Source organism: Microbacterium binotii (assembly GCF_021398715.1).
In the GTDB taxonomy this organism is placed as follows: Bacteria; Actinomycetota; Actinomycetes; order Actinomycetales; family Microbacteriaceae; genus Microbacterium; species Microbacterium binotii_A.
On record NZ_CP090347.1, the window covers coordinates 1,932,423 to 1,954,893 of the forward strand.

The following is a 22,471-nucleotide window of genomic DNA, read 5'->3' on the forward strand; positions in this document are numbered from 1 at the left end:
CCTGCTTGCCGGAGAAGGAACCCCGACCACTTTCACTGCGGCGATGACGGGCCTGCCCCGCTCGGTTCTACTGGGCGCGAACGCTGTTCTTCCGAGAGCTCCCCGGTGATGGCCGGATCTGTGCGTGTACCTGCGATTCTAGCGCGCCGGGAGGTGGATCCAGGCCGACGAAGATGGATGCATGCACATCGCCACCGATCGCCTGACGCTGCGCCCGATGACGGAGGACGATCTTCCCGCACTGCGGGCGATCCTCGGCGATGAGTTCACGATGACCGCATATGAGGGCGCCTTCGACGAGGACGAGATCCGCGCGTGGCTCGCCGGGCAGTTGCGGCGCTACGCCGAGGACGGTTTCGGCCTCTGGGCGGTCGTGCACGCGGGCGACATGATCGGCCAGGCGGGCATCACCCTGCAACGGATCGAGGACGACGAGGTGCACGAGGTGGGCTACCTCTTCCGACGCGACCAGTGGCATCGGGGCTTCGCTGTCGAGGCCGCATCCGCCTGCCGCGACTGGGCGTTCGACGAGCTCGGCGTCGACGCCGTCTGGGCGAAGGTGCGCAGCACGAACATCGCGTCCATGAACGTCGCCATCCGGCTGGGGATGCGGGTGCGCCGCGCCTTCACGACGCACTATCGCGGTGTGGACATGCCACACCTGGGCTTTGCGATCGATCGCGCCGAGGCGCGAGGCACGTCCTAGGCGGATGTGTCGGACGCAGCCTGCAGAGAGCGCACCATGCTCGACAGGGCGGCGAACGCGGCGGACTGCTCGGTGTCGGTCAGATCGGACAGCATCCGGGCCTCGACCGAACGCACCGCCGCGCTGGCCGCGTCGAGGCGTCGCCGCCCCAACGGGGTCAGCCGCGTCGGAAGGGCCTTGCCGACGGCGGCATCGGCGGGGCGGACGACCTCGCCGTCGCGCTCGAGCGCCTGCAGGAGAACGTTCATCGACTGGCGCGTCACGAACGTGCCTCGGGCGAGGTCCGAGTTGGTCGAGCCGGGCCGCTGCGCGAGCAGTTCCAAGCATGAGTAGTGCGTGATCGTCATGCCGAGCGGCCGGAGCACATCCTCCATCGCGACGCGCAGCGCGCTCGCCGCCTGCTTGACGAGGTAGCCGAGCGACGTGTCGAGATGGATCTGCGCACCGGTTTGACTCATGTCAGTATTCTGACATAGAGTGCGTGTCAGTTATCTGACATAGAGCGAGGAGCTCCCATGCCCGTCACCGGTCCCGACTTCATCTCCCTCCAGGTTCGCGATCTCGATGCGTCGCAGGCCTTCTACGAGACCCACCTCGGGCTCGTGCGCTCGCCCTCCGGTCCCCCGCACGCGGTGGTGTTCACGACGACACCCATCGCGTTCGCGCTGCGAGACCTCCTTCCCGACACCGACCTCTCCGGCGTCGATCAGCCGGGCATCGGGACGGCCGTCTGGCTGCATGCGACCGGGGTCCAGGACATCCACGACGGGCTGGTCGCCGCGGGGCACACCATCGTGTCGGCGCCCGCCGAAGGCCCGTTCGGACTCACCTTCACCTTCGCCGACCCGGACGGCTACCGGATCACGCTGCACGATCGCGCCTGATCCCTGAACCGCCGATGTGCCGCATCCCGGTCTCGGATGCGGCGCCTCGGCGCCCCGGTAGACTTGCCGCACCGCACACTCAGGCACGCTCACACGGTGCCGCACATATCGAGGAGACACCCATGGCCATTCCCGACAAGCCCGCACTCGAGGGCCTCGAAGCCAAGTGGGACCAGACCTGGTCCGCCGAGGGCACGTACCTCTTCGATAGGGAGGCCGCGAAGGCCTCCGGCCGCGGCGGCGTCTTCTCCGTCGACACTCCTCCGCCGACCGCATCCGGCTCTCTGCACATCGGTCACGTGTTCAGCTACACGCACACCGACGTGAAGGTGCGCTTCGAGCGGATGCGCGGCAAGACCGTCTTCTACCCCATGGGGTGGGACGACAACGGGCTGCCGACCGAGCGGCGCGTGCAGAACTACTACGGCGTGCGCTGCGACACCTCGCTGGCGTACGACCCCGACTTCACTCCCCCGTTCCGCGGCGACGCGAAGAGCCTGAAGCCGGCCGACCAGGTGCCGATCAGCCGCCGCAACTTCATCGACCTGTGCGAAGAGCTGACCCTCGAGGACGAGAAGGCGTTCGAGGCCGTCTTCCGCCAGCTCGGCCTCTCGGTCGACTGGACCCAGACGTACCGCACCATCTCGAACGACACGATCCGCACGAGCCAGCTGGCGTTCCTGCGCAACCTGGAACGCGGCGAGGCGTACCAGGCGCTGGCACCCACGCTGTGGGACATCGATTTCCGCTCCGCCATCGCCCAGGCCGAGCTGGAGGACCGCGAACAGCAGGCGTCGTACCATCGGCTCGCCTTCCACAAGACCGACGGCTCGGGCGACATCCACATCGAGACCACGCGCCCCGAGCTGCTCGCGGCGTGCGTGGCTCTCGTGGCCAACCCCAACGACGAGCGGTACCAGCCGTACTTCGGGCAGACCGTGCGCACGCCCGTGTTCGGCGTCGAGGTTCCCGTGCTCGCCCACCCTCTCGCGCAGCAGGACAAGGGCTCGGGGATCGCGATGGTCTGCACCTTCGGCGACGTCACCGACATCATCTGGTGGCGGGAGCTGGATCTGCCGAACCGCACGATCCTCGGCAAGGACGGCCGCATCCTCCCCGATGCACCGGCAGCCCTCGAGACGGATGCGGCGAAGGCCGCGTACGCAGAGCTGGCAGGGCTCACGGTCTTCAGCGCCAAGAAGAAGATGGTCGAGCTTCTGGAGGCCTCCAGCGAACTCCTCGAGGTCTCGAAGCCCTTCAACCACCCGGTGAAGTTCTACGAGAAGGGCGACCGGGCCCTGGAGATCGTCTCGACGCGTCAGTGGTACCTGCGCAACGGTGCCCGCGATGAGGCCTTCCGCGAGAAGCTTCTCGCGCTCGGAGCGGGCATGCGGTGGCATCCCGACTTCATGCGCGTGCGCTACGAGAACTGGACCAACGGGCTCACGGGCGACTGGCTCATCAGCCGCCAGCGCTTCTTCGGCGTCCCGATCCCGGTGTGGTATCCGCTGGACGAGAACGGCGAGCGGGTCGAGGGCGGCGTCATCACGGCCGACATAGCCGCACTTCCCGTCGACCCGACGACCGACACCGCACCCGGTTACGACGAGTCGCAGCGCGGCGTCCCGGGCGGCTTCGAGGGCGAGAAGGACATCTTCGACACGTGGGCGACTTCCTCGCTCACCCCGCAGCTGGCCGGTGGGTGGCAGCGCGACGAAGAGCTGTGGGACCTCGTCGCACCGTTCGACCTGCGCCCCCAGGGGCAGGACATCATCCGCACCTGGCTGTTCTCCACGATGGTGCGCTCCGCCCTCGAGGACGACCGCGCGCCGTGGACGGATGCGGCCATCAGCGGCTTCATCGTCGACCCCGACCGCAAGAAGATGTCGAAGTCGAAGGGCAACGTCGTCACGCCTGCCGACATCCTGGATCAGCACGGCACCGACGCGGTGCGCTACTGGGCGGCATCGAGCCGGCTCGGCGCGGACGCCGCGTTCGACCCGCAGAACCCCACCCAGGTGAAGATCGGCCGGCGCCTGGCGATCAAGGTGCTCAACGCGGCGAAGTTCGTGCTGTCGTTCCCCGTTCCCGAGGGCGCCCGGGTCACCCATGCGCTGGATGCGGCGATGCTCGCCACGCTCGATCGTGTCGTGCGCGACGCGACGACGGCTTTCGAGGCGTACGACCACGCGCGGGCTCTGGAGATCACCGAGTCCTTCTTCTGGACCTTCTGCGACGACTACCTCGAACTCGTCAAGGAGCGCGCCTACGACCAGGGCGACGTGGGTCAGGCCTCGGCGGCGCTGGCGCTGCGCACGGCCCTGTCGACGCTGCTGCGCCTGCTCGCCCCGGTGCTCTCCTTCGCGACGGAGGAAGCCTGGTCGTGGTTCGAGGAGGGCTCCGTGCACACCGCTCCGTGGCCCGAGCCGCTCACCGCGAACCACGGGGACGCCGATGCCGGCGACCCCGCCGTCCTCACCGCGGCGAGCTCCGCGCTCATCGCCATCCGACGGGCCAAGACCGAGGCGAAGGCTTCGCAGAAGACGCCGATCGCGCGTCTGACCCTGGGAGCACCGTCGGCGATCGCCGCGGCCCTAGCAAGTGCCGAGGGTGATCTCAAGGCCGTGGGCCGCATCGCGGATCTCGCTATCGTCGACGCCGAGACGGTCCAGGTCGTCGACATCGAGTTCGCCCCGCAGGAGGTCTGACATGCAGCTCGGCACACGGTGGAGCGCCAGGACGGAGCCACCGGCCTCGGTTCCCGCGGCGCTCCGGGAGCAGATCGCCGCCGTCGAGTCGGCCATCACCGAGTCGCAGTGGTCCTCGCAGCCGACGCCGCGGTGGACGCTGACCTGGCTCGAGGGCCGACCGGTCGCGGAGCTCGACACGGGCGTCATCGTGTCACTCGATTCCGACGGTACCGCGGTCGTGCACCACGACGTCGACGACGAATTCGCCTGAGCGCGCCCTCGGCCTCATCACGAGCGCCGATAGTCTGAGCGGATGGCGTCCGTCAATCCGCTGCTCTCCGGGTCCACTCTTCCCTACGCGCTTCCCGACTACGCCGCGATCGAGCCCGAGCACTATCTGCCCGCGTTCGACGAGGCGTTTCGTCAGCACCGTGCGGAGGTCGAGCGGATCGCGTCCGAGACGGCGCCTCCGACGTTCGAGAACACGCTCGTCGCCCTCGAGCGCGCCGGCGAGACGCTCGATCGTGTGAGCAGGACCTTCTTCACCGTGTCGTCGGCGGATGCCACTCCTGCCATTCAGGCGATCGAGGAGGAGCTCGCACCGCTCCTCTCCGCTCACGGCGACGCGATCCGACTCGATGAACGGCTCTACGCGCGGGTGAGCGCGCTGCACGATGTGCGAGACACCCTGGATCTGGATGCGGAGTCGCTCCGGCTGCTGACGCGGACCTTCCGCGAACTCACCCTCGCAGGCGCCGGGCTCTCCCCCGACGACAAACGGCGTCTCGTCGAGATCAACACCCGACTCTCGTCGCTGACCACGACGTTCGAGAAGCACCTGCTCTCCGACACGAACGAGCTCGCCGTGCTTGTGAGCGACGAGCGGGAGCTCGAGGGGCTCGCGGCCGGCGAACGGTCGGCCGCAGCCAGAGCGGCGGAGCAGCGCGGGCTGGACGGCTGGCTGATCACGCTCCCGCTGTTCACGGGGCATCCGTGGCTGGCATCTCTCGCCGACCGGTCCGTGCGCGAGCGCATCATGAACGCCTCGCGCGTCCGCGGCGGACACGGCGGCGACAACGACAACAGTGCGACCGTGCGCGAGATCGTGCGTCTGCGGGCGGAGCGGGCGGCGCTTCTCGGCTTCCCGACGCACGCGGCCGCCGTCACCGCCGATCAGACCGCCGGTTCTCCCGAGGCCGTCGCCGGATTGTTGCGCCGTCTGGCGGAGCCCGCATCCCGCAACGCCGCCGCGGAGAAAGCGGAACGCGCCGAGGTCTCCGGTATCGGGGACCTCGCGGCGCACGACTGGGCGTACGCCACCGAGCAGGTGCGTGCGACGCAGCTGGACATCGACACGGCGGGGCTCCGCCCCTGGTTCGAGGCCGAGCGGGTCCTGCGCGACGGCGTCTTCGCGGCCGCCACCGCGCTCTACGGCATCACCTTCACGGAACGACACGACCTCGTGGCGTACCATCCCGGTGCCCGCGTCTTCGAGGTGTTCGAAGAGGACGGCACAGGTCTCGGGCTCTACATCCTCGATCTCTACACGCGCGACACGAAGCGCGGCGGAGCATGGATGAACTCCATCGTGACGCCTTCCGAGCTGCGCCGATCCGCGCCCGTGGTGGTGAACAACCTCAACGTGTCCGACCCGGGCGAAGGCCAGCCGACGCTGCTGACCCTCGACGAGGTGACCACTCTCTTCCACGAGTTCGGTCACGCGCTCCACGGCCTCTTCGCCCGCACGCGGTACCCCCACTTCGCAGGGACGGCGGTTTTCCGCGACTTCGTCGAGTTCCCGAGCCAGGTCAATGAGATGTGGATGCTCGCCGCCGGCGTCGTCGAGAACTACGCCCGCCACATCGAGACCGACGAACCGCTGCCTGCCGACGTGATCGAGCGGCTGACCGCATCCGGAACGTTCGACCAGGGCTTCGCGACCAGCGAGTACCTCGCGGCCGCCTGGCTCGACCTCGCCTGGCACTCGTTGAGCGTCGACGACGTCATGGCCGAGATCGACGTCGCCGACTTCGAACGGCGCGCCCTGGAGGACATCGGCCTCACCGAGCCCGCCGTGCCCCCGCGGTACTCCACGACCTACTTCGCCCACATCTTCTCGGGCGGCTACAGCGCGGGCTACTACTCCTACATCTGGAGCGAGGTCCTCGACGCGGACACCGTCGAGTGGTTCGCCGAGAACGGTGGCCTGGATCGGGCCGCAGGCGAGAGGTTCCGCCGCCGACTGCTCGGCGTCGGCGGCGCGAAGGACCCGCTCGAGGCGTACCGCGACTTCCGCGGCCGGGATGCGGCCATCGAGCCGCTGTTGCGGAGGCGCGGCCTCGACGCCTGAGGCCTCAGCGCCACCCGAGCAGGTCGCGCACGACCCTCAGGGATGCGGGCGAGCCGTCGTTCTCGATCCGCCAGAGCTTGTCGCGCGAGAGGAAGACGCCGTCCGCACGGAAGCGTTCCTCGAGCATGTCCCACACGGAGTGAAGCAGGGGCGCAGCGTCGTTGCTCACGGACGCACCCCGCACGGATACGTGCGAAGCGATGACGAGCTCCGCACCCCCTTCCATCGGCCGGGCGCACGCCACGATCAGCGTCGGCGTCGCGGGCCGTCGGAAGGGAACGAGCAACTCGAGTCCCGTGTCCTCCAGGAGCCAGGTGAGCACACCTCGCTTGCGCGAGATTCCCACATCCCCGAGGTAGAGGTCGTGCGCGATCCACTCGGAGTCGGACAGCGCCACACGCTCCCCGAATCCGCCGTCTCCGGCGGCGAATCCTTGCGCCACGAGGTCGCACCGCGCCACCTCGAGCGCAGAGGCGGCATCCGTCTCGATCAGGAACCGCACGGCGCGTCCGGGCAGACCGTTCCACCGCAGCGGACGGACCCGGGCATCCCGGCCGCGACCGGAGACGCCGTTCACGGCCGGCCCAAACCGCGCACGCGGGTCAGGCGGTCTTGCGCTTCTGGCGCAGCACCAACGTGGGCGCGGCGCCTTCTTCGACGGCGGCGCGGGTGACGACGACCTTCGCGACGTCCTCGCTGGACGGGATCTCGAACATGATCGGACCCAGCACGTCTTCGAGGATCGCACGGAGTCCGCGCGCACCGGTCTTGCGCGAGACGGCCAGCTCCGCGATCGCTTCGAGCGCATCGCGTTCGAAGTCGAGCTCCACGTCGTCCAGCTCGAACATGCGCTGGTACTGCTTCACGAGGGCGTTCTTCGGCTCCGTGAGGATCTCCATGAGCGCCTCGCGGTCGAGCGGTGACACCGCAGCGACCACAGGAAGGCGGCCGATGAACTCGGGGATGAGACCGAACTTGTGCAGGTCTTCGGGCAGCACCTCGCTGAAGAGGTCGGGGGCGTCGTCCTTGCGCTGCAGCGGAGCGCCGAAGCCGACGCCGTGCTTGCCCACGCGCGCGGAGATGATCTCTTCGAGACCTGCGAACGCACCCGCCACGATGAACAGCACGTTCGTCGTGTCGATCTGGATGAACTCCTGGTGCGGGTGCTTGCGGCCGCCCTGCGGCGGCACCGAGGCGACCGTGCCCTCCAGGATCTTCAGGAGTGCCTGCTGCACGCCTTCGCCCGACACGTCGCGCGTGATCGAGGGGTTCTCGGCCTTGCGGGCGATCTTGTCGACCTCGTCGATGTAGATGATGCCGGTCTCGGCGCGCTTCGTGTCGAAGTCGGCGGCCTGCAGAAGCTTGAGCAGGATGTTCTCGACGTCTTCGCCGACGTAGCCCGCCTCCGTCAGCGCGGTGGCATCGGCGACGGCGAAGGGCACGTTGAGACGCTTGGCGAGCGTCTGGGCGAGATAGGTCTTGCCGCAGCCGGTCGGGCCGAGCATGAGGATGTTGCTCTTGGCGATGTCGACCTCGTCGGCACGCTGGTCGGCGGAGATGATGGTGCTCTGCGCGCGCACGCGCTTGTAGTGGTTGTAGACCGCGACGGACAGCGCGCGCTTGGCCTGCTCCTGTCCGACGACGTAGTCCTCCAGGAAGGAGAAGATCTCGCGCGGCTTGGGCAGATCGAACTCGGCGACCTCGCCGGAGGTCTGCTCGGCCATGCGCTCTTCGATGATCTCGTTGCACAGCTCGACGCATTCGTCGCAGATGTACACACCAGGCCCCGCGATGAGCTGCTGCACCTGCTTCTGGCTCTTGCCGCAGAAGGAGCACTTGAACAGGTCGGCGCTCTCACCGATTCGTGCCATGATGCCTCTCTTCCCCCCGGATAGCTGCGCGGTACATCGAGCCTAACCGGAGTCGGGGACAACGGTCGTATTGCGGCGTCAGGATGTGTGCAGACAGGACGACGCCCCGGTCCTCGCTCGGACCGGGGCGTCGTCTGCCGCACGGTGTCAGCTCGTGAGAGCGGCGGGCGTGCGCTTGCGCGTGGTCAGCACCTGGTCGACGAGGCCGTACTCGACGGCGGTCTCGGCGGAGAGGATCTTGTCGCGGTCGATGTCGCGGTTGACCTCCTCTTTGGTGCGGTGCGAGTGCTTCGCGAGGGTCTCCTCGAGCCAGGTGCGCATGCGGAGGATCTCCGCCGCCTGGATCTCGATGTCGGAGGCCTGGCCGTGACCGGCCTCTCCCATCGCGGGCTGATGGATGAGGATGCGTGCGTTGGGCAGTGCCAGACGCTTGCCGGGTGCGCCGGCGGCGAGCAGCACGGCCGCGGCCGACGCGGCCTGACCGAGCACGACCGTCTGGATCTGCGGCGACACGTACTGCATGGTGTCGTAGATCGCGGTCATGGCCGTGAACGAGCCGCCGGGCGAGTTGATGTACATGATGATGTCGCGGTCGGGGTCCTGGGACTCGAGCACGAGCAGCTGTGCCATCACGTCATCCGCGGATGCGTCGTCGACCTGGACGCCCAGGAAGATGACGCGGTCCTCGAACAGCTTGTTGTACGGGTCCTGGCGCTTGTAGCCGTAGGCGGTGCGCTCCTCGAACTGAGGCAGCACGTAGCGGCTCGACGGCATCTGCAGTCCCTGCGGCGTGTGGGCCGCGGCGCCGAAAGTGGGAATGTTCATTCGGGTTCTCTCTTCTCGCCGTCGCTCGTCAGTTCGCCGTGCCGCCGCCGCCGACGACGTCGGTCGCGGACTCGCGGATGTGGTCGACGAAACCGTACTCGAGCGCTTCGTCGGCCGTGAACCAACGGTCACGGTCGCCGTCCTCGTTGATCTGCTCGACGGACTTGCCGGTCTGCGCCGCGGTGATCTCCGCCAGGCGGTTCTTCATCGAGACGATGAGCTGAGCCTGGGTCTGGATGTCGCTGGCGGTACCACCGAATCCGCCGTGCGGCTGGTGGAGCAGCACGCGGGCGTTCGGCGTGATGTAGCGCTTGCCCTTGGTGCCTGCGGTCAGCAGGAGCTGGCCCATCGAGGCCGCCATGCCGATGCCGACGGTGACGATGTCGTTGGGCACGAACTGCATGGTGTCGTAGATGGCCATGCCGGCCGTGATCGAGCCACCGGGCGAGTTGATGTAGAGGTAGATGTCCTTCTGCGAGTCCTCGGCGGCGAGCAGCAGGATCTTCGCGCAGATCTCGTTGGCGTTCTCATCCCGCACCTCGGATCCGAGCCAGATGATGCGGTCCTTCAGCAGCCTGTCGAAGACGCTTGTCGCGACAAGGGGGTCGGCCATGTTCACTCCTGTTCGGTGATCGTGAGATCGAATCTACCGGCGCGGTTCGGGCCCCTCGCCCGTGTTCGCCGTCGGCATACGCTCCGGCGCATGAACGAGATCGGCGGCGTATCCGCGCACCGATCGCTGGTAGCGCGGGAGGTGGGGTGCCAGCACCTCGAGGACGATCGCGAGGCCCTCGCGTTCCCGTTGCGACGATGCCAGCGCGAGCGCGTAGAAGGCTGCCGCCGCATCCTTCATCCCGCCCGGGCGTGCCGTGCGGTACTCCGTCTCGAGCAGCGAGAGGCTCTCGTCGAGCTTGCCCAGGTTGCGGATGGTGCTCGCGAGTTGGATGACGGCCTGAGCGCGCCGCTCGGGGTCGAGTCCCGCCTCGAGCGCCGCCCGATACAGGGGTTCGGCCTCCTGCTCGCGGCCCGCGGAGTCGTAGGCTCCGGCCCGCTCGAACAGGGCGATGGCGTCTCCGGCACCGCGCTCTGTCGCCAGACGCTCGATCTCGTCGATCCGGGCCTCGTCGCTGAGCGACTCGTCGTCCCATACGGCGTCGACGCGACTCTGCCAGTCGGTCATTGTTGTTCTCCTCCGAGACGACGAAGGGCGGATGCTTCCGCATCCGCCCTTCGTACTGGCGCGTCTTACTCGGCGTCGGCCTTCTTGGCCGGGGCCTTCTTCGCGGCGGGCTTCTTGGCCGCAGCCTTCTTCGCGGGCTTGGCCTCCTCGGCGGCGGCCTCGTCCTCGGCGTCCGCGGCGGCGTCGGCGATCTCCTCGGCCTCCTCGACGACGTCGGCCTCGGCAGCCGGCTCGTCCTCGACGGCGATGAAGCCGGTGAGGTCGACGGGCTTGCCGTCGGTGTCGACGACGCTCACGCGGCCGAGTGCAATCGCGAGGGCCTTGTTGCGGGCGACCTCACCGATCAGGGCCGGCAGCTGGTTGCCCTGCTGCAGCGCGTTCACGAAGTCCTGCGGGGCCATGCCGTACTGCGCGGCCGACTGGATCAGGTACTGGGTCAACTCGTCCTGCGAGACCTGCACGTTCGCCTCTTCGGCGATCTTGTCGAGCAGCACCTGCGTGCGGAACTGCTTCTCGCTCGCCTCGGTGACCTCGGCACGGTGCTCGTCGTCCTCGAGGCGCCCCTCGCCCTCGAGGTGGGCGTGGACCTCGTCCTCGACGAGCTTCGGCGGAACGGGGATGTCGACCTTCTCGAGCAGCACCTCGACGAGCTTGTCGCGCGCCGCGGCCCCTTGAGTGAAGTTGGACTGCTGGGCGACGCGCTCGGACAAGCTCGCGCGCAGCTCGTCGATGGTGTCGAACTCGCTCGCCATCTGGGCGAAGTCGTCGTCGGCGTCGGGCAGCTCGCGCTCCTTGACGGCCTTCACGCTCACGGAGACCTCGGCCTCTTCGCCGGCGTGGTCGCCGCCGACCAGCTTCGAACGGAAGGTGGTGTCCTCACCGGCGGTGAGGGACTCGATGGCCTCGTCGATGCCCTCGAGCAGCTCGCCGGAGCCGACCTCGTAGGAGACGCCCTCGGCGCGGTCGATCTCGTTGCCGTCGATGGTGGCGACGAGGTCGAGCTCGACGAAGTCGCCCTTCGCGGCGGGACGCTCGACGGTCACGAGCGTGCCGAAACGGGCCCGGAGGTTGTCGAGCTCCGCGTCGATGGCCGCCTCGTCCGTGGCCACGGCGTCGACGGTGATCTCGAGGCCCTCGTAAGCGGGCAGGTCGAAGTCGGGGCGCACGTCGACCTCGACGGTGACCTTCAGGTCGCCGGAGAAGTCGCTGACCTCGGGAAGGGCGACAATGTCGGCCTCGGGACGGCCGACGACCCGCAGCCCCTGCTCGGCGACAGCCGCGCGGTAGAACCCGTCGAGGCCCTCGTTGACGGCGTGCTCGAGCACGGCGCCGCGCCCGATGCGCTGGTCGATGATCGGAGCCGGGACCTTGCCCTTACGGAAGCCGGGGATCTGGACGTCCTGAGCGATGTGCTCGTACGCGTGAGCGATCGAGGGCTTGAGCTCCTCGGGCGAGACCGAGATCTCGAGCTTCACCCGGGTGGGGGTCAGCTTCTCGACGGTGCTAGTGACCATGCCTGTTGTTCTCCTCTGTTCCGCGCCAACGCACGGTGGCTGAAGGTCTGGGGTCTTGGGGGCCGTGTCGGGGCGACAGGATTTGAACCTGCGGCCTCCCGCTCCCAAAGCGGGCGCTCTACCAAGCTGAGCTACGCCCCGGGCGGGCGGGCACGCGAACGTGCACCGGATTCGGCCCCGAGAAGTCTAGCCGACGCTGCCCGCGCGTCGAATCGACGTTGAGAACTCAGCTATGCTTGCTGAGGTTGCGGCCGTTGCCGCTCCGGGGATGTAGCTCAATGGTAGAGCCTCAGTCTTCCAAACTGATTACGCGGGTTCGATTCCCGTCATCCCCTCCGATAAGCGTGAAGGCCCGGCTCGCCCGGGCCTTCACGCTTATGTCGTGTGCTGCCGGGAATCGAACAGCAGGCGAAGCCTGCGTCGTTCGATTGGGCCCACGCCGCAGAGGCTCCGCGCGCGGCGCAGCCGCGTGTGGAGAGGCGGTGGGGACCGTCATCCCCTCCGACACGAACGAGGCGGCCCGGTTTATCCGGGTCGCCTCGTTCGTTTTCTCGGTGCTGCCGGGAATCGAAAGCAGGCGAAGGGATTGTCAGCCCTCGCATGGCATGCACGTCTTGACTCGCCACCGACACGCGCAACGACCGAGAGCCCACCCCGTTCGTCGAGCGACGAACGCAGCGAGGAGACGAAACACCTCTGGCGATGTCCGAGGTCCGTGCCACACTGATGTCAGGTCGAAATCACCTGGTTCCGCCCTGATTCAACCGCCGAGTGCCCCGGCGAAACAGGTCGCGCGAGAGCGCGCCTCGACGAGATGCGGGCACATGCGAGACGACGGAATCATCGGCTTCAGCGACGCGGATGCCGCGACGCTCGCCGAGGCCGTCGAGACGGTGCGCAGGGCCGACGCCGACATCGCCGCGGCGCAGGCTCGCCGGATGAAGGCTCTGGCCGACGCCGAGCACCTCGCGCGGCGGCTCGCCTCCCACTCCCGCGCGAACGTCCGCGTGCACGACATGGCACAGCGCGCGGTCGCCTCCGAGATCGCCGCAGCGACCCGCCTCGTCGACCGGACCGTGCAGCGTCAGATGAGCGCAGCCGCGGAAGTCGTCGACGACTACCCGCAGACGCACGCCGCGCTTGCTGCAGGCTGCATCCAGCTGAGCCATGCGCGCGTCATCGTCGACGCCGGCGCGAATCTCCCCCGGGACCGGCGAGGAGAGTTCGAGCGCGCGGCTCTCGTCATCTGTGAGACCGAAACCGCTGGTCGCGCTCGCCCGCGTGTCGAGACCCTCGCCGAGCGGCAGCATCCGACCACGCTCACCGAGCGCCACGCCACTGCGCGCGAAGGGCGACGCGTGTTCACGACGCCACTCCCCCACGGCATGAGCGAGATCGTGTCCGTTCAGCCGGCGATCATCGCCGATGCGATTGACGACCGCCTCACGCGACAGGCGCGGGCGCTGATCGACCTCCGTCAGCAGGCCATAGGCCGCGCGAACGCTGCTCGGCGCGCCGGAGACGAGCCTGATGCGGGCGACCTCCTGCTCGCGGGCGATACGCGCACCACCGACCAGATCCGCGCCGACCTCCTCGCCGACATGCTGCTCACGACGCAGCCCGGCGCCGATCCGACACGCGATGACGACGGCCCGGGCACCCTCGGCGCGATTCGCGCCCACGTGCAGGTCGTGGTCCCCGTCGGCGCCCTCACCGGCGGTGACGCCGAGGTGAGCGAGGTCGTCGGCAGCGGCCCGCTCGATGCCCAGACCGCTCGGGTCCTCGCCGGCGGCTCCTGCACGGGCTGGGACCGCATCCTCACCGACCCCGTTTCCGGCCAGGTCGTCGCGGTCGACAGGCGCAGCGTCCCGCCTGCGCTACGTCGCACCGTCCACGCACGCGATCGGCACTGCCGATTCCCGGGATGCCGCGTGCCCGCCATCCGGTGCGAGATCGATCACGTGCGCGAATGGGCGCGCGGCGGGCCGACCCGCCTCGACAACCTGCAGTGCCTGTGCCAGCGACATCACTCGATGAAGCAGTTCACGGCATGGCGCGTCAGACAGCTGCCCGGCGGCGTCGTCGCGTGGACATCCCCGCTCGGCGCCACCTACATCGATGACCCGCCGCCACCCGTGCAGTTCATCGAGTCCCCCGATGACGGGTCCGATCCGCCACCCTTCTGAGCCCTGATCACTGCGGAGTGGTCGCGTACGAGCTGATGAGCGAATCCACCATCCAGCTCGCCTCCTCGGAGCGCGCCGCGCTGCCCTGGAAGCCCGAGTCGGGGATGAGGAGGAAACGGTTGGCGTCCGGCGAGTCGTTCCACGTGGAGTCGACGGCCAGCCACGCTCCATCGATGTTCACCTTGTTCCAGGCGTGCCGACCGGCCGAGTACACGGTGCCGGTGACGACGACGGAATCCACATCCGCCGCCTGCATGAGCAGGTGATACGCGTCGGCGTAGCTTGCGCACACACCGGTCTGCTTGAGCAGCACGCCCGCCGCAGTCCACGCGTCCTCGTACCCGTCCGGGATGACCTCGGCTCCCGTCGCGTTCTTCGCCTCGAGCGCCACATAGTCGTACTCCGCGTGAGCGGTGAGCCAGTCGTTGAGCGCGACTGCTTTGTCCCGCGCGGACATCTCCGGCGTCGTGGCCGCGGCGACGGCCGCGTCCACAGCCGTCTTTATCTCGGCCTGCTGCGCTTCGATCGCGGAGTGGTCCTTGTCGTAGGTGACATAGAGCGTTTTGTTGTCGTAGACGCCCGCCCCCTTCACGCCGAGCGCATAGGGGTTCTGCGCGAGGGCCTCGTCGAGCGCGTCGTCACCCTGCGGGGCTCCCGGCGCGGAGGTCAACGCGGAGATGTCCACCGCCTTCGACCCGGCGATCAGGTGCGCCGCGATGAACCGCGTCAACTCCGTGCTGCCGAACACCGGATACGCCACATCGGGGTAGGTGTCGACCGTCTCGATGTTGGGATCGACCGGTGCCGAGACCAGCTGGAAGCCCGCCGCCCCCGTCGGCGGAGCTGCCGCCAGCGCGGCAGCGTTGAAGGCATCCGCCTCCGCCTGCAAGTCCGTCACCGCCGCCTGCGGCACATACGTCCACGTGCCCAGCTGCGTCCCCCGCGCGAACATCGGCACCATGTACCACTCGCGGTAGGGGCGCGCCTGGGACGCATCCACATACGTGATGGCGGCGCGCGTCGCGCCGTCGAGCGACGTGAACGGGATGGTCTTGGGAAGAGCCGCCACGCTCGGCACAGACGTGCCGATCGTGCCCCGCAGCGTGGCGGTCGCGATCTGGTACGGCAGGGCGCCGACGCCCTGACCGATCGTGTCGAAGCTCTGGTACGGCGAGAAGCGCTTCCCGTCCGTCGCGATGACGCCGAAGTCCCACCCCGACGTGCCGTAGTTCGGTCCGGGCAGGTATCCGGCACCCTCTTCGTCCGCGCTCGATCCTTCGTACGCCTTCAGTGCGTCGTTCTGACGCTCGGGCCAGGGCTCGTTCTGGAGGCCGCTCTCCTTCACGACCGACGCGCTGGTCCACGTCGTGTCCGACGTCGACCCGAGCAGCGTGTAGCTGCGCGGTCCGGTCACCTGCGCCTCGGAGGCGACGATCAGGTACTCGGTCGCGCCGTCGACGGCCTGCCAGTCGAGGGCGAGGCTGCCGTCGCCCGTCGGTGTACCGAGCGTCGCGACCGGGGTCGCCAGTTCGCGCTTCACCGTGAACATCGTCACGATCGGCTTCGTGAGAGGGTTGCCCTCCTTGTCGGCGCGCTGGACGAGGTAGTACTCGTCGTGCAGAGACCACTCCGACAACGCCGTGTCGGAGATGTCCCGCTGTCCGTCCCCTGCGCGGGCGTAGGTCGAGTCGTTGGGAACGACGCGGATGCGGCGATCGTCGGACGGGTACGACGTCGAGCTCGCCGGCTGGACGACCGTCGCGCCCGCCTCATGCGTCAGCGCCGCGTCGTAGTACACCTGGAACGCCCAGTCCGGCGCCGCACGACCCTCCGCGTACCCCGATTGTTCGGTCTTCGGGCTGTTCGCCGCGTTGACGTCCCTGAGGAGGTAGTCCACGTCGAAGTGGAACTCGTGATCGCGGTCGAGATCCAGCATGGGGTCGGTGTAGTCGTACTGCTCCGACAGATCGGTGTGCAGCGCCGCAGGCACGCCCTCGATGGGACGAAGGAACGTGAACATCCCGACAACGAGCGTCACCACCGCGAGGAGCGCCACGCCGCCGGTCACGCTGAGGCCGACGATGAGCCCCTTGCGGCGCTTTCGCGGCGGACGAGCGGCGGGCGCGGATGAGGGCGCGGCCGACTCAGGGCCGGCGGCCGCGGGCTGCACCGGGGCGTCGGGGCTCACGTGCGACGTCCAGGACGTCCCGTCCCAGTAACGTCGCCCACCGCCGCCCGCGGGATCGGGGTACCAACCGGCCGGTGTCGCTTCTGCCATGACGCCTTGATTCTCGAGATGCTGCGGGGACCTGGCACACGCTAACCGAGCAGAAGAAACTCCGCCGGAACCCTTGCGCACACCCGGGGGTTCCACGCTAAGGGAGTCACAGGACGCCGCCGCGCCTGCGCGGCTCGGCTGTGGACAGGTCGTCAGTCGGCGGCGGCGTGACGCTCTTTGTGGCCGAGGTACGCCGCAGCGTTGCGCACCAGACCCGCGCGCTCCTCATCCGTCAGCGCGCGCCGCACCTTGCCGGGCACGCCGGCGACCAGGGACCCGTCGGGGATCTCCGCCCCCTCGAGCACCACCGCTCCCCCGGCCACGAGGCAACCGGCGCCGATCCGTGCACCGTTGAGCACGACGGCGCCCATGCCGATCAGACTCCCGTCGCCGATCGTGCAGCCGTGCACGACCGCGTTGTGGCCGATCGACACGTCCTCACCGATGGTCACCGGATGCCCGCCGTCGACATGCACGCTCACCGAGTCCTGCACGTTGCTGCGGGCCCCGACCGTGATCGTGTCGCCGTCGGCGCGCAGCACGGCGTTGTACCAGACGCTCGCGTGCTCCCCCAGACGCACCCCGCCGATCAGGCGCGCACCGGCGGCCACGAAAGCGGATGCCGGCACCTCCGGCGCGATGGCGCCGAGGGCGATCACGGATGCGGATCCCGAGACGGTCATGCCCCGACCCTAACCGGCGGCCCGGTCCAGCGCGGAGCGGATCGCCTCGGTGTACTGCGGCATGAGCGAGTCGACGAAGGTCACTGTCAGGTGGTCCTGGTCCCGATAGACGTCGGCACCGCCCACGACCGGGAAGCACGTCGAGCCGTCGCAGTAGACGTCCGTGAAGTCGAGCAACGTGACCCCCGGCGCACCCTCCGCAGCCTCGCGCAGCGGATCCTTGGCGACGAGCACTTCCGACCTGGCGCCGTCGCACGCAGCAGCGTCGCGGGTGCGGAGGCACTTGTTCGGGTCGGTCTCCCACACCGGGTTGTCGACGACCGTGATCACCGGCACGCCCGCATCCGTCAGCTTCGACCACGCCGAGCGGTAGCCGGCCACGGCAGCGTCGTACGAGGAGTCGTGACCGGCCGACGCGTACGGCGTCGTCGCGAGGGCGGAGGTGAACACCACGTCCGGCTTCGCATCCACGAGCGCCTGATCCACCGCGGTGCGCCACGCCGAGCACGCCGCACCGAATGCTCCCGGCGTCGACAACGGGGTGTCGTTCCACGGGCACGCCCCCTTGAAGAAGGTCACGAGGCGCCATCCGTTCTCGTCCGCCATCCGCTCGAACGTCGACAGCAGTTGGAACGCGTGGCTGTCGCCGATGAGCGCCACCGTGGGCGCATCGGGAGCGTCGGAGCCGAAGGTGCAGCTCACGGGCCGCGCGTCGTTCAGCTGGACGAAGCACTGTTCGTCGGCGGGCTTGTCGACCCCGGCGAATCCCGGCGCCGGGAGGATGACGTCGGATGCGGGCGTGTCCCGGCAGTCCGGGTCGAGGACGGACTGCGCACCGAAGCAGGAAGGCGGGTCACTGCGCAGCTGCTCGAGCTGCGCCACGCCGTCTCGGTATGCGGGTGCGTTGAACGCCCATGCGCCGCCCGCGGTGCCGGCGACCAGCACCATCGCTGCGAGCGAGGCCCAGAGGGTCACGCGAGGACGCCGGGAGGTGAGTACGCGCCAGGAGCGCGCCGGATCCTCGACGAACCTCTTGGTGAGCCAGGCGAGCACGAAGCAGATGGCCAGCAGCGCGACGCGGTGGTAGATGCTCAATCCCCAGAAGGGCACGGAGGGCGCGATGATGATCAGCGGCCAGTGCCACAGATAGAGCGAGTACGAGATGTCACCGGTGAAGCGCATCGGCGCGATCGACAGGATGCGGGTCGGATACCACCATCGGGCGGAGTTGGAGGCGGCGATCACGGCGGCGGCGCCGAGCGCCGGCAGCAGGGCCGCGTAGCCGGGGAACGGCGTGGAGGAGTCGAAACGGAAAGCCGTGTAGACGAGGGCGATGATGCCGGCCCAGCCGAGCACGAAGCTCGCCGCAGCGTTGCGCACGCGCAGCGCCGGCACGAGCGCGATCATGGCACCGAGGCCGAACTCCCACATCCGAGCGAAGGTGACGAAGTACGCCGGCGCCGGATCGTTGAGGGTCAGCACGATGCAGAACACGAGCGATGCGGCGCTCACCGCTCCCAGTGCGATCAGGATGGCGCGGCGGCGACGTCCGGCGAAGAATCGCACCCCGATCCATGCCGCGAGAAGCATGATGAGCGGCCAGAGCACATAGAACTGCTCCTCGAGCGACAGCGACCAGTAGTGCTGCACCATCGCCGCCTCCCCCGAGTTGCCGAGGTAGTCGACGGACGCGATCGCGAGGTACCAGTTCTCGACGTAGAAGGTCGACGCGATGATCTCGCTGACCTCCCGTTGCAGCCCCGAGATGGGCATGAGGTACGGGGATGCGGCCACGATCGCGCAGAAGAGCAGCACCAGGAGGGATGCCGGCAGCAGGCGGCGCGCCCGCCGGGCCCAGAACTGCGCCAGGCGCACGGTCCCGGTCGCCGTCAGCTCGCGCATCAGATGCCCCGTGATCAGGAACCCCGAGATCACGAAGAAGACGTCGACCCCGACGTAGCCCCCGGGGATGCGCCCCGGCCAGAAGTGGTAGAGCACGACCAGCAGCACCGCGATCGCGCGCAGGCCCTGCACGTGCGGGATGAAGCGCGAGGGTTCCGCGTGCTCGGGCGATGCGCCGGTCGGCTGGCGACGGCGCAGGCGCGCCGGCTCGTCCAGATTCTGCGGAGTCCGGGCGGGATCTGAGGCTGGCACCCTCCGACGTTAGCCGCAGGTTCCCCGGAATCCCGTCTACGGCACGATCTGCGATCGTGTGAGCCCAGCCTCATCTTGCTTGCGGAATTTCTCCGGCTCGTTAGCGTTTCATTCAGCAGATGCGACTGCCCGAAACGGAAGGCTTTGTCATGACGAAGAACCAGACCATCCCCGCCAGCGCTGCCGACCCGACCGTCGCCGCCGGAGCCGCGCAGTTCCTCACGCCCGTCACCCTCGGCCTGCAGGCCCTCGCCGTCACCGGCAAGCAGGCGCACTGGAACGTGCGCGGCGCGAACTTCATCGCCATCCACGAACTTCTCGACTCCGTCGTGGAGCACGCACAGGGCTGGGCTGACGAGACCGCCGAGCGCATCGTCGCCCTGGGCCTTCCGGTGGACGCCCGCCTGCCGACGATCGCGGCCAAGGTCGCCCCGTCGTCCGTTCCCGCCGGCTTCACGCAGTGGGACGACATGATCCGCCACGTCGTCGCCGACATCGACACGATCATCGTCGACGTGCAGACGGCGATCGACGGGCTCGACGAGATCGACCTCACGAGCCAGGACATCGTCATCGGCATCCGTGCCGGTCTCGAGAAGGACCGCTGGTTCCTCTCGGCCCACCTCGCCGAGTAAGCAGACCACACCGAAAAGACCCCCGCACTCCGAGGAGGCGGGGGTCTTTTCGGTGTGAGGTCAATCGATCCGCGAGTGATCGCCGAGCCGGTGCCACGAGCGATTGTGGTAGACCAGCGCATCGCCGTGCTCGCCGGGCTCCACGTCCCGGTTGATACCCGACTGCAGGGCGTGGGCGGCGATGACGGTGGATCCTCCCGCATTCATGCGCTCGATGATCGCGCAGCGCACCCAGGCCCGGACGCCGTTGTAGACGGGCTCCCCGGTGACGAGGCGGCTCCAGCTCTCCGGATCTGCGAAGCGGTCGATACCACTGGTCGATGCGAGCTTGGCGACACCGAGGTCCTCGCTGTCGAGGAGGTGGACGACGACGGTGTCGGCGGCGAGGATCGCGGGGGTCGCCGACGACAGGGCGGAGACGGAGAAGATCAGCAACGGCGGCTGTGCGCTCACCGACGACACCGAGGTGGCGGTCAGCGCGACCGGACCATCCGGTCCCTCGGCGGTGATGACCGCGACGCCACCGGGATGACCGCGGAACAGCGCCTTGAACTCGTCCGGCGACAGCGAGGCGCCGGCGAAACGGTCGCGTTCGGCGCCGTTCTCGTCGAGCGGGTTCGACAGGGGTGCGGGAGTGGTCATACGTCGACGCTACGACTTTCATGTTTCGGGCAGGGCACGGGGCGACACACAGCGCAACGGATCATCCGGCGACCGCCACCTCCGGCGCCGGAAGCACACCATCCGCCACGAGCTGACGTACGGCAGATCGACCGGCACGGTTGGCGCCGACCGTCGACTGCGAGGGCCCGTAGCCGATGAGGAACAGCCGCGGCTCATCGAGGGCGCGTGAGTCTTCGACCCGGATGCCGCCGGCGGGCGTTCGCAGTCGGAGGGGCGCGAGGTGATCGAGGGCCGGGCGGAAGCCCGTCGCCCAGAGGATCACATCGGCGCGCTCGAAGGTGCCGTCCGGCATCCGTACGCCGTCTGGTTCGATGGCACGGAACATCGGATGCCGCACGAGCACACCGCGTCGTTGCGCTTCGCGCGCCCACGGGGTCCAGTGCATCCCGGTGACCGAGATGACGCTCCCGGCCGGCAGTCCCTGCCGCACGCGCTCCTCGACCCCGGCGATCGCGGCGACGCGTGCCGGGATGTCGAACTCGTCGTCACGCCACTCCGGCTCTCGCCGGGTGACCCAGAACGTGTCGGTCACCCGCGAGATCTCCTCGAGAAGCTGCACTCCCGACACGCCGGCCCCGACGATCACCACGCGCTTGCCGGCGAACTGTTCGGCCGAGACATAGTCGTGGACGTGCAGCTGCGTGCCGCGAAAGCTCTCGCGCCCGGGCACGGCCGGCCAGTGCGGCCTCGTCCACGTCCCCGTCGCGTTGATCACGTATCCCGCCGCGAACGTGCCCGCATCCGTCTCGACCCGCAGTCGGTCGTCGTCACGCGAGACCGCCCGGACCCGCACGGGACGGCGCACCCGAAGATCGAAGCGCTGCTCGTAGGCGGCGAAGTACGGCGGAAGGGCATCTCGGCTGGACGCCGCGGGGTCGGCCGGCGGGACGGGGAAGCCGGGAAGCTCGTGGATGCCGTTGACCGTCGCCATGCGCAGCGACTCCCATCGGTGCTGCCAGGCTCCGCCCGGCGCGGACTCGGCGTCGAGCACCACGAACGTCCGCGCATCGGACGTCTGCGCATCGAGCGGTCGGAATCCGCGACGGTACAGGTGGTAGGCGGCCGAGAGACCCGCCTGCCCGGCTCCGATCACGACGACGTCCACGGGCACGCCGACAGCGGGATCGGATGCGGTCATGCCGTCCTCAACGCCCGCGCGGTGCGGCACATTCCGCCTCAGGCGCTCAGTGCCTCGCTGATCGGCGTCGGGCCCGCGCCGAAGCGGATCGTGCGACGGATCGTGGCGGCATCCCCGAGCGTTGCAGCGATCACCTGGGCGACGTCGGCCCGGGAGATCTCTCCTCGACCCGTCGGCTCGGTGGTGATGCGGCCGGTCGCATCGTCGGAGGTGAGGGTTCCGGGGCCGAGCACCGTCCACTCGAGGGAGCTGCGCCGCAGGTGCTCGTCGGCCGCGAGCTTCGCGTCGGCGTAGGGGAAGAAGGAGTCGGAGGGATCGATGCCGTGATCGGGCGACGAGCCGATCCACGACACCATCACGAAGCGCGAGACCCCGGCCACCTCCGCCGCATCCATGGCGCGGATGGCGGCATCGCGATCGACGGCGTAGGTGCGAGCGGCGTCGCCTCCGCCGGCGCCCGCCGACCACACGACGGCGTCGAAACCGGCGAGCGCGTCGGACAGCGTCTTGGTATCCGCGGCGGCGACGTCCAGCACCAGCGCGGTCGCTCCCGCGGCGTGGACGTCGTCGACGTGATCGGGGTTGCGCACGACCGACGTGACCTCGTCGCCCCGTGCCGCGAGCAGGGGCGCCAGCAGGAGAGCGATCTTGCCGTGTCCACCGATGATGAGGATGCGAGACATGGTCCGTCCT

Annotated in this window: 20 protein-coding genes and 2 tRNA genes; 8 read left to right on the forward strand and 14 right to left on the reverse strand. The window is 68.9% G+C overall.

Translation table 11 applies throughout. The features are described from left to right. Positions 1–181 precede the first annotated feature (181 nt). Positions 182–706, forward strand: a complete 525-nt coding sequence (locus tag LXM64_RS09690) for a GNAT family N-acetyltransferase (protein WP_234073040.1) — start codon at positions 182–184, stop codon at positions 704–706. Here LXM64_RS09690 and LXM64_RS09695 read toward each other — a convergent pair. Further along, positions 703–1,164, reverse strand: coding sequence for a MarR family winged helix-turn-helix transcriptional regulator (locus LXM64_RS09695; RefSeq protein WP_234073041.1), 462 nt, complete (start codon positions 1,162–1,164; stop codon positions 703–705). The genes LXM64_RS09690 and LXM64_RS09695 overlap by 4 nt on opposite strands. Before the next feature lie 57 nt (positions 1,165–1,221). Here LXM64_RS09695 and LXM64_RS09700 point away from each other — a divergent pair, with 57 nt between their 5' ends. The 4 genes from LXM64_RS09700 to LXM64_RS09715 all read left to right on the forward strand — a co-directional run bounded on the left by LXM64_RS09700 (position 1,222) and on the right by LXM64_RS09715 (position 6,630). Next, positions 1,222–1,590 carry a VOC family protein gene (locus tag LXM64_RS09700; protein WP_234073042.1) on the forward strand — a complete coding sequence of 123 codons (369 nt, stop codon included), beginning with the start codon at positions 1,222–1,224 and terminating at the stop codon, positions 1,588–1,590. A 122-nt stretch (positions 1,591–1,712) separates the two neighbouring features. Beyond that, positions 1,713–4,298 carry a valine--tRNA ligase gene (valS, locus tag LXM64_RS09705; protein ID WP_234073043.1) on the forward strand — a complete coding sequence of 862 codons (2,586 nt, stop codon included), beginning with the start codon at positions 1,713–1,715 and terminating at the stop codon, positions 4,296–4,298. A 1-nt stretch (position 4,299) separates the two neighbouring features. After that, positions 4,300–4,551, forward strand: coding sequence for a hypothetical protein (locus tag LXM64_RS09710; RefSeq protein WP_234073044.1), 252 nt, complete (start codon positions 4,300–4,302; stop codon positions 4,549–4,551). A gap of 42 nt (positions 4,552–4,593) precedes the next feature. Further along, positions 4,594–6,630, forward strand: a complete 2,037-nt coding sequence (locus tag LXM64_RS09715; RefSeq protein WP_234073045.1) for a M3 family metallopeptidase — start codon at positions 4,594–4,596, stop codon at positions 6,628–6,630. Positions 6,631–6,634: 4 nt separating this feature from the next. On the opposite strand, the gene LXM64_RS09720 is transcribed toward LXM64_RS09715, so the two are convergent. The 7 genes from LXM64_RS09720 to LXM64_RS09750 all read right to left on the reverse strand — a co-directional run bounded on the left by LXM64_RS09720 (position 6,635) and on the right by LXM64_RS09750 (position 12,161). Further along, positions 6,635–7,207: a hypothetical protein gene (locus LXM64_RS09720; protein ID WP_234073046.1), complete on the reverse strand. Its 573-nt coding sequence runs from the start codon at positions 7,205–7,207 to the stop codon at positions 6,635–6,637. 25 nt (positions 7,208–7,232) lie between these two features. Next, complete coding sequence (clpX, locus tag LXM64_RS09725) at positions 7,233–8,501, reverse strand: ATP-dependent Clp protease ATP-binding subunit ClpX (protein ID WP_137416781.1); 1,269 nt, start codon at positions 8,499–8,501, stop codon at positions 7,233–7,235. A 147-nt stretch (positions 8,502–8,648) separates the two neighbouring features. Further along, a complete protein-coding gene (locus LXM64_RS09730; protein ID WP_137416780.1) occupies positions 8,649–9,326 on the reverse strand; it encodes an ATP-dependent Clp protease proteolytic subunit in 678 nt (225 codons plus the stop codon). 28 nt (positions 9,327–9,354) lie between these two features. Next, positions 9,355–9,939, reverse strand: coding sequence for an ATP-dependent Clp protease proteolytic subunit (locus LXM64_RS09735; RefSeq protein ID WP_137416779.1), 585 nt, complete (start codon positions 9,937–9,939; stop codon positions 9,355–9,357). A gap of 33 nt (positions 9,940–9,972) precedes the next feature. Next, complete coding sequence (locus tag LXM64_RS09740) at positions 9,973–10,506, reverse strand: tetratricopeptide repeat protein (protein WP_234073047.1); 534 nt, start codon at positions 10,504–10,506, stop codon at positions 9,973–9,975. A 65-nt stretch (positions 10,507–10,571) separates the two neighbouring features. Continuing rightward, a complete protein-coding gene (tig, locus tag LXM64_RS09745; RefSeq protein ID WP_234073048.1) occupies positions 10,572–12,020 on the reverse strand; it encodes a trigger factor in 1,449 nt (482 codons plus the stop codon). 67 nt (positions 12,021–12,087) lie between these two features. Then, positions 12,088–12,161, reverse strand: a tRNA-Pro gene (locus tag LXM64_RS09750). A 123-nt stretch (positions 12,162–12,284) separates the two neighbouring features. On the opposite strand from LXM64_RS09750, the gene LXM64_RS09755 reads away from it, so the two are divergent. Both LXM64_RS09755 and LXM64_RS09760 read left to right on the forward strand, forming a co-directional pair. Continuing rightward, positions 12,285–12,355 (forward strand) — tRNA-Gly (locus LXM64_RS09755). Positions 12,356–12,844: 489 nt separating this feature from the next. Next, positions 12,845–14,206: an HNH endonuclease signature motif containing protein gene (locus LXM64_RS09760; RefSeq protein WP_234073049.1), complete on the forward strand. Its 1,362-nt coding sequence runs from the start codon at positions 12,845–12,847 to the stop codon at positions 14,204–14,206. 7 nt (positions 14,207–14,213) lie between these two features. Here LXM64_RS09760 and LXM64_RS09765 read toward each other — a convergent pair whose 3' ends face one another. The 3 genes from LXM64_RS09765 to LXM64_RS09775 form a co-directional block, all read right to left on the reverse strand. Then, positions 14,214–16,484, reverse strand: a complete 2,271-nt coding sequence (locus tag LXM64_RS09765) for a DUF2510 domain-containing protein (RefSeq protein WP_234073050.1) — start codon at positions 16,482–16,484, stop codon at positions 14,214–14,216. 152 nt (positions 16,485–16,636) lie between these two features. Further along, entirely contained in the window at positions 16,637–17,167 is a 531-nt protein-coding gene (locus LXM64_RS09770; protein WP_234073051.1) for a gamma carbonic anhydrase family protein, read from the reverse strand. A 9-nt stretch (positions 17,168–17,176) separates the two neighbouring features. Beyond that, the gene (locus tag LXM64_RS09775) at positions 17,177–19,321 is read right to left on the reverse strand and encodes an acyltransferase family protein (RefSeq protein ID WP_234073052.1); all 2,145 of its coding nucleotides are present in this window, start codon (positions 19,319–19,321) and stop codon (positions 17,177–17,179) included. Between the two features lie 149 nt (positions 19,322–19,470). Here LXM64_RS09775 and LXM64_RS09780 point away from each other — a divergent pair, with 149 nt between their 5' ends. Continuing rightward, entirely contained in the window at positions 19,471–19,956 is a 486-nt protein-coding gene (locus LXM64_RS09780) for a Dps family protein (RefSeq protein ID WP_234073053.1), read from the forward strand. Positions 19,957–20,016: 60 nt separating this feature from the next. Here the strand turns inward: LXM64_RS09780 and LXM64_RS09785 are convergent, their stop codons facing one another. The 3 genes from LXM64_RS09785 to LXM64_RS09795 all read right to left on the reverse strand — a co-directional run bounded on the left by LXM64_RS09785 (position 20,017) and on the right by LXM64_RS09795 (position 22,461). Next, the gene (locus tag LXM64_RS09785; RefSeq protein WP_137416772.1) at positions 20,017–20,598 is read right to left on the reverse strand and encodes a flavin reductase family protein; all 582 of its coding nucleotides are present in this window, start codon (positions 20,596–20,598) and stop codon (positions 20,017–20,019) included. A gap of 61 nt (positions 20,599–20,659) precedes the next feature. Continuing rightward, positions 20,660–21,778: an NAD(P)-binding domain-containing protein gene (locus LXM64_RS09790; protein ID WP_234073054.1), complete on the reverse strand. Its 1,119-nt coding sequence runs from the start codon at positions 21,776–21,778 to the stop codon at positions 20,660–20,662. A gap of 38 nt (positions 21,779–21,816) precedes the next feature. Then, positions 21,817–22,461 (reverse strand): SDR family oxidoreductase, encoded by a 645-nt coding sequence (locus tag LXM64_RS09795; protein ID WP_234073055.1) that lies wholly within the window; start codon positions 22,459–22,461, stop codon positions 21,817–21,819. Positions 22,462–22,471 lie beyond the last annotated feature (10 nt).